Source organism: Ancylomarina euxina (assembly GCF_003863355.1).
Taxonomy (GTDB): Bacteria; Bacteroidota; Bacteroidia; order Bacteroidales; family Marinifilaceae; genus Ancylomarina; species Ancylomarina euxinus.
Window position 1 is genome coordinate 1 of record NZ_QQWG01000037.1, and the last position, 7,000, is coordinate 7,000.

The 7,000-nt window shown below is 31.8% G+C and carries 8 protein-coding genes; all 8 read right to left on the bottom strand.

From position 1 onward, the window contains the following. Positions 1–313 precede the first annotated feature (313 nt). Positions 314–1,111: a DUF5677 domain-containing protein gene (locus DWB61_RS17265; protein WP_125032192.1), complete on the bottom strand. Its 798-nt coding sequence runs from the start codon at positions 1,109–1,111 to the stop codon at positions 314–316. A gap of 197 nt (positions 1,112–1,308) precedes the next feature. Next, the gene (locus DWB61_RS17270) at positions 1,309–2,277 is read right to left on the bottom strand and encodes a hypothetical protein (protein ID WP_125032193.1); all 969 of its coding nucleotides are present in this window, start codon (positions 2,275–2,277) and stop codon (positions 1,309–1,311) included. 225 nt (positions 2,278–2,502) lie between these two features. Next, the gene (locus DWB61_RS17275; RefSeq protein ID WP_125032194.1) at positions 2,503–3,309 is read right to left on the bottom strand and encodes a hypothetical protein; all 807 of its coding nucleotides are present in this window, start codon (positions 3,307–3,309) and stop codon (positions 2,503–2,505) included. Between the two features lie 212 nt (positions 3,310–3,521). Then, a complete protein-coding gene (locus tag DWB61_RS17280; protein ID WP_125032195.1) occupies positions 3,522–4,310 on the bottom strand; it encodes a response regulator in 789 nt (262 codons plus the stop codon). Between the two features lie 276 nt (positions 4,311–4,586). Then, entirely contained in the window at positions 4,587–5,174 is a 588-nt protein-coding gene (locus DWB61_RS17285; protein WP_125032196.1) for a hypothetical protein, read from the bottom strand. Between the two features lie 228 nt (positions 5,175–5,402). Next, positions 5,403–5,774, bottom strand: coding sequence for a hypothetical protein (locus DWB61_RS17290; RefSeq protein WP_125032197.1), 372 nt, complete (start codon positions 5,772–5,774; stop codon positions 5,403–5,405). Continuing rightward, entirely contained in the window at positions 5,771–6,136 is a 366-nt protein-coding gene (locus DWB61_RS17295) for a hypothetical protein (protein WP_125032198.1), read from the bottom strand. The genes DWB61_RS17290 and DWB61_RS17295 overlap by 4 nt, the downstream gene beginning before the upstream one ends. Positions 6,137–6,344: 208 nt before the next feature. Further along, positions 6,345–6,833 (bottom strand): DUF4279 domain-containing protein, encoded by a 489-nt coding sequence (locus DWB61_RS17300; protein ID WP_125032199.1) that lies wholly within the window; start codon positions 6,831–6,833, stop codon positions 6,345–6,347. Positions 6,834–7,000: the final 167 nt, after the last annotated feature.

The following is a 7,000-nucleotide window of genomic DNA, read 5'->3' on the forward strand; positions in this document are numbered from 1 at the left end:
TCAAGTTTTAAACCTCAGTCAAAACTAGTAAAACAACTGGTGTACAATAAAACAGGAAAATCCATTAAAGCAGAAATGGCAACACGCTTGCCAGCGAGTGCCATTACGAATCAATTAACTGTAACGGGCTTGCTAAGTTTCGTGGGTGATTAAAACAACTGTCTTATCAAAACTCACGGAAGCAAGCCGATTAAATTTGCTTATATTTTTGAACAAACCAATTTGATTGGCTTGCTGGTGTTTATTAATTGAACTAAACTTTCAATCGACTCATTGCCGCCCATGAAATTTAGCTTTTGTTATGCGCTGGCAATTATTGAGAATTCACTTGTTTTAAAAGTTTATCTATTTTAAAATAATGCTTACTAAATGCCTCTCTATCTGTTTGAACATACATTAATACGGAAAATAATTTTATTGAATTACTCATCTGGAATGTAAGTCCACTTATTCTATTGTACTCCTCTTCTCTCTTTTTGTCACTATTGTTAGTCATCATGGTTTGATATGACTTCATTCCCCCATGCACATAAGAAGACAAATCAGAATATTCAATGATGAGTTGACCAAGAAATGAAGACATTTCATTATCACTTTTATTAAATTCTTCGTTTAGGAATCTAATGATATTTTTAAATGTATATTTCTTAGTTTCAGCATCTACCTCTTTTCTAGTTTTATTTTTAAAATTAGGGTGATCTTTTAAAAACACATCCCAATCTTTAATTCTAAACTCAGGGTCATGTAGTTGTTGTTCAGAAACTTTCGCCCTAATTAAATCAAGTACTTCCCTTGCATTTCCATAATCTAAATAGTTTTTGGCAAAGTCATCCGATTTAGATAAGCCCCAATTAACAAATAGATATTTAAATCTAATAAAATGTTCAATCAGGCTCCTAAATAAAACCTTAGCACCATAATAATCGTCAGATTCACAACTGTCAAAAATTGAATTTTTAATAAATGCACTACTAGAATCAAACATATTTACTAGAAGACAAGTAGTAGGAAATTCTTTCTTAAAATCTGACACAACTGTCTTCGGAAAATATTCTTTAAACTCTTCGAATACTTCATCATCTAAATCTCGACACCTTTCAATTTCATTCATATCTTTTCTGGCTTGCGCATAACGGTCTTGCTAAGTTTTCGTGGGCGATTAAAACAGTTGCCCTTTCAAATCTGACGGAAGCAAGCCGCATATATTTGTTTATATTTTTTGCAAACCAAATCTAGGTGGCTTGCTGGTGTTTATTAAATAAACTAACTCTCAAACAGCACATCACCGCCCATGAAATTTAGCTTTTGTTAGCGCCAGTTAATTTTTTTGGTTTCAAGTTCTAGTTTAGTTTTATGATCTCTAATATCATTGTAAAATCTCCTATATCCCATTTTAAATTCAATGGTCAATCTTTTTAGATAATTATATTGATAAGATAACTCTTTCCCTAAAACTACGATACCAAAACATCTTTGATCTTGTCTAAATAAATTTGAATCTATTGCCTTATCTTGAATTGGTCTAATTATCTCTCGATATAGTTTTCGTAATTTTCTTGACTGAGAATATTCTTGATGATAAATAGAAATTGAATTACTAACTAGTTGTATAAAATCCTGATAATCCTCATAGTTAGACTGATTAATTCTCGCAAACTCGACGAACTCTGCAAGTAAGTCAAAATAATTATTAAGATTCTCTTGGAAAGGATTTAACAACTTATCACTCTCAATTCTACAATGTGAATGAAAACGTTCAATTTCAGGAATTAATTTTTCAACAAAATCTAAATAACTATGAATTTTAGATAGATTTCGTTTTTCCTTTATGGCATGAAAAATAACATTTCCACCAATGTCCTTCAATCTTTCAAAATCACCTGTTAAAATCTTGGGTGCTGTTATGGGAATACCAGTGTCAATATCTATATCTTGATATATATTTTTATAAAATCCAGATAGCTTATCACATGTGCTATTTGTGATCCTTTCTAAATAGGTATGAAAATAAATTCTTAAGTCTTTTTTAGATTTATAAGTATCGTTTAGTTTTATTAGGCGATCTACAATAACACCTAAAAGAAATATCGCAAGAGTAACAAATACAGTAAAAACTGTATCATAAGAAAATAAGTCAAATAATTTATCCGGATTTGATGCAGTGTCAATTTCATTTGCTATTCTGTCAATAGCCTTATTTTGTTCTCGTAATACGGAAGTTAAGCTGTCTGTTTGGAGTGCTACTTCGTTTAAAATATTAGTTCTATTATCAGACATTGATTCTTTTTGTTACTAATTGGCGCTAACGGTCTTGCTAAGTTTTCGTGGGCGATTAAAAGAGTAATCTTATCAAACCGCAAAATAAGCAAGCCGCATAAATTTGTTTATATTTTTTGCAAACCAAATCTAGGTGGCTTGCTGGTGTTTATTAATTGAACTAAGTTTTCAAGTTGCCTATCACCGCCCATGAAATTTAGCTTTTGTTGTGCTTTCGTTCTTTTTTTATTTTAATTGCATATGAATATGATCATCATGACGCACAGCACCGCAACCATGAAATCGAATTCGTCGATCAGTCAGTTTCATTCTGGTTTTCAAATGCGGTTCAATAAATAACTTACCCAAGTTTTTCTGTTTCAAAATGCTTGTTATAAGCTGCCTTGTTCCTCTCTCTGAAAACACCAAACTGTCATTTATCTCTCCCAAGGTTAGATATTTCGGATAGTCATATTGGAAATACCCATTTTTTAAACAATAGTCTGATTGATTAAATTCTGTCGATCTAGGTTCTGCAAAAATTCCATAACCACTTCTTGATTTCTTTAAATTAGATATTTCACCATTCTTACTTTCATACACGAGGCTAAAGTCTATTTTCTTTCCGTCATTATGACTTAAATGTGGAAGTAATGGAAATTTATTTATGAAAGGAAAATTGGCATCTAAGTATCTTAATTCTTGTGAAGATTCACTTGTCTTTAAATCATCAGCTACTGATTTCAAGAATTCACTTAATTCTGGTACGACATAATTTCGGTTTAAGATCACAGTCCAATAATTCGTTGGTTTAATGCTTTCCGTATTTTGAATTTTCACTCGACCGAATATTGGAGCTAAACTCGGGATGATCAATAGTGTTGTAATTGTATAAAGTGCAACAAACGTAATTATATTCTTCAGCTTAAAACTATATTTAATTCTATCAGCCAATAGTAGTGATAATAAATAAATTACTCCACCAACCTGAGTCAAGATTGTTAAGATCACAAATAATAGGATCCTTAGTATATATGTAATTGACTTTCGCATCTGTTTTTTTATAATGAAGCACAACGGTCTTGCTAAGTTGCGTGGGCGATTTAAAAGAATTAACCTTTCAAATCGCGCGGAAGCAAGCCGATTAAATTTGCTTATATTTTTGAACAAACCAATTTAATTGGCTTGCTGGTGTTTCTTAATTGAACTAACTCTCAAGAGACTCATCACCGCCCATGAAATTTAGCTTTTGTTAGGCACTTTTTTTATTCATTTGACATTCTATTCATCACCATTTCAAATAACTCTTGTGCTCGATTTGTACTTCCCTGAGCTCCACGTTCTAAAGCCTTCATTTTATGTTCTGGGGCATTAGAACCTGCATAAATAAAGAATGGTGTCTGCAACCCCGATTTTCGAATTTTTTCTAACAACACATAGCCTTCTTGTAGACCTTCTTTTCTCCCCATGTCAGATATGATGGCTGCATATTTATTGTTTTTTAATATCTCGATAGCTTCATTTGTAGAAAGAGCAAGACTAAATTCTATTCCTTGCGATTCAAAAGCTTTTCTTTCATAGATATTGTTTTCAGGTCTATCATCAACCCATAAAACCTTATTTCTCCATTTCCTCCCTGATTCATTAGCTTTATGTGGTTGAGTTTTAGATACTAATTCCACAATTGAATTTAGTTGCTGCTGAGTAGATTCATTATTATTATTCCCATCAGGTTGATTTGCTGTTGCTGCAGCAAGGGAAGCAACGGCAGACATTTTCATTTTTAAAAAATTATCTTCATTCTTAAAATCAGATGGACCATAAATTTTATCATGGTGTTTTGAAACAAGCCATAAGAATCCAATAAATACGATAACTGGAAATATTACTAAAAAATATATCAATGGAGTAATGTGGTCAGTCAGGTTATTACCAAAACTCACAGCAAGAGTTGCAAAACCGTATACCAGAACTATAAATAATGCAATTATTCCTAATGGACTTTTTGTAAACCCCTTAGCTGATTCTGCAAAACTTTTCACTTGATTTGCCATGTTTTTTCTTTTTAAAAATTGTGCCTAACGGGCTTGCTAAGTTTTCGTGGGCGATTAAAACAGTTGTCTTATCAAACCGCCAAATAAGCAAGCCGCTTAAATTTGTTTATATTTTTACGCAAACCAAACTAGGTGGCTTGCTGGTGTTTCTTAATTGAACCAAACTTTCAAACTGCGAATCACCGCCCATGAAATTTAGCTTTTGTTAGGGTGCGTTTGTTATTCCTTTTCAATTAAATATCGGGTTATCAATATGTCAGTCGCTTCTTCTGTGAATTAAGTAAATTTAAATTCATCATATTTCGATTTATAAGAAAGACTATCATAGAGCTCCAAAAGTTCCTGTTCCTTTGATACACCATAGTGTATATCTGTAATAAATTGCCACTTCTTAAAAATTCCTTTCAACTCCTCTTCTTCTTCCTTATTCCTCAGAAAATATTCTATATTATATTTCTTTCCTCTATATTCAAACCTTAACCAGTTATTTCCTCCGCCATTAAATATTGTTCGATTTTCCTTTGGTTTGTATTTTAATGGATGCTCCTCTATAGTAAGATCATTAATTTCTGAAACAAATAAATCCATAGTTTTGTATTTCAAAAATCTATCTTCAAACTTCAACATATCCCTGTTATACCACTTTGCAATTAATAAATAAAATGAAAGACAAAATATAACAAGTATGATAAAATAGCCTAATAAATAACACCAAGAAGGAACATCAAATCTTTCGATATAAATCTTACCTGAGTACTTACCCGGAAGAAATAACACACCCGAAACAATCAATAAACCACCTGACAATAAAAGACATAATTTCTGCCATAAAAATAAAACAGATCTAATCCTCTGAACTTCCATTAAATTATAACTTACTTAGTGACTGACATTTCTTTAACCTTAAAATAACATTAACCTTATCTCAATATTTCTAACAGTTTCACAATATGCACCCTAACGTTGAGTATATGCAAAGTAGGCGATTGCGGGCTTTAAACCTATCAAACCGTTGAGAAGTTGAAGCGGGCTACACCCGTTGAATTTACTACTGTTGCGCCTATTTTGTATATACATTGTTGTGCTTAGTTTTTATTTCGTTTCATACTGATATTTTCTTGTCTCGTAATCACCAAATTCGTTCTCTGTCATTTTTAGAAGTATCATGGAGTACTTTTTATAATTTTCAAAGTCTCTATTTTTCAAAAAGTCCGTAAGTTCATAATGTGTAAAAGGATGCTCCAAATCCTCAATCTTTAATTTTGAATATCGTTTTCTTGATTTAGGGTATTGTTTCCAAAATCTTTTGTAATTCTCATATTGAGTGTTTGTAATTTTATCAATCAACTCCTTAAGCAAATCCGATGGAATTTGAATACCAGCTAATTCATTGAAATAGTTTGCTATCTTTTCATGAAAGTTACCTTTCGGCTCAAGCTTATTTTCAGATTTACCAAAAATCATATGTTTATTTTTATCAGTTCAGTCCCAGAATGCCTCCAATTAACTTTAATTTTACCTTTTTCAATCCGTTCGATAATCTTGCCTTTGTTTATTATTATTCCATGAAAATTATTAGGTGCTTTCTTACTTGAATCAATGGGTATGTATTTTATTCCAATTACATAATGAGCAAAATATCCAAACTCGCATAAATAAAATTCGTTATCAATTGTCTTAATGAATTCCTCCAAAATCAGGCCGCGAGTCTTTTTTCCAATATCAGGTTCAAATGGAGTCCAATAATGATTTTGTATATCTCTCCGAATATCTTCTGAAAGATTTATCCAATCAGTGAAATTATATTCTTTGTAATGCAGTTTCATAAATTAAGCACAACGGGCTTGCTAAGTTTTCGTGGGCGATTTAAAAGAATTAATCTTTCAAACCACACTAAAGCAAGCCGAGCAAAATTGTTTATATTTTTGAACAAACCAATTTTAATTGGCTTGCTGTTGTTTATTAATTGAACTAAACTTTCAAACTGCACATCACCGCCCATGAAATTTAGCTTTTGTTAGCGGTTCGGCGTTTTTATTCATCTTCACCGAGGCAGTATATATCAACGTCAATACCAGCACCAATGTCAGCCAATATTTTTAACTGTTCCGGTTCAAAACCATAACCTGGATTATTCCCAGTATAATAATATTGTACTATTGTAAATCTTACCATCTTGCAACTTAGACCAATCTCTTTAATCGTGTCTATTCTTGGAATTATAATCTCGTTGAAAAACTTATCAACCAAATCGCCGATGAAATCATTTGTATTTATTTTCCATTCGAAATCCCAATGACTACAATCCCAAATTCTTGGGATATCTTTTTGTGGTCCAATAAAATATTCTTCACCTTTCTGTCCAGTTGATAATGGTTGTAATCCAAGTTTTTGAGTTATCAAATCAGGTGCAAAGTCAAATTCTAGGAAATGAAGAATCAAATGATTCTGATTGATCTCAGAATCACCATTTGTTCCCATTAGGTTTTTATAATCTTTTTTATCTAATCGTTTAAATGTCATTAATTATCAATGTTGTTGAGTTTTTTTTACGCTGACCGCTAACGTATAGCTGTATGTCGTCTTCGTTGGCGATTTTTAATTTCATCCTGTACATATCGCCAATGCCGACATACAGCATGTTATGTACTTTTATTTTTAAAGCCTTTTTTTATTAACAAGTCTCCCTA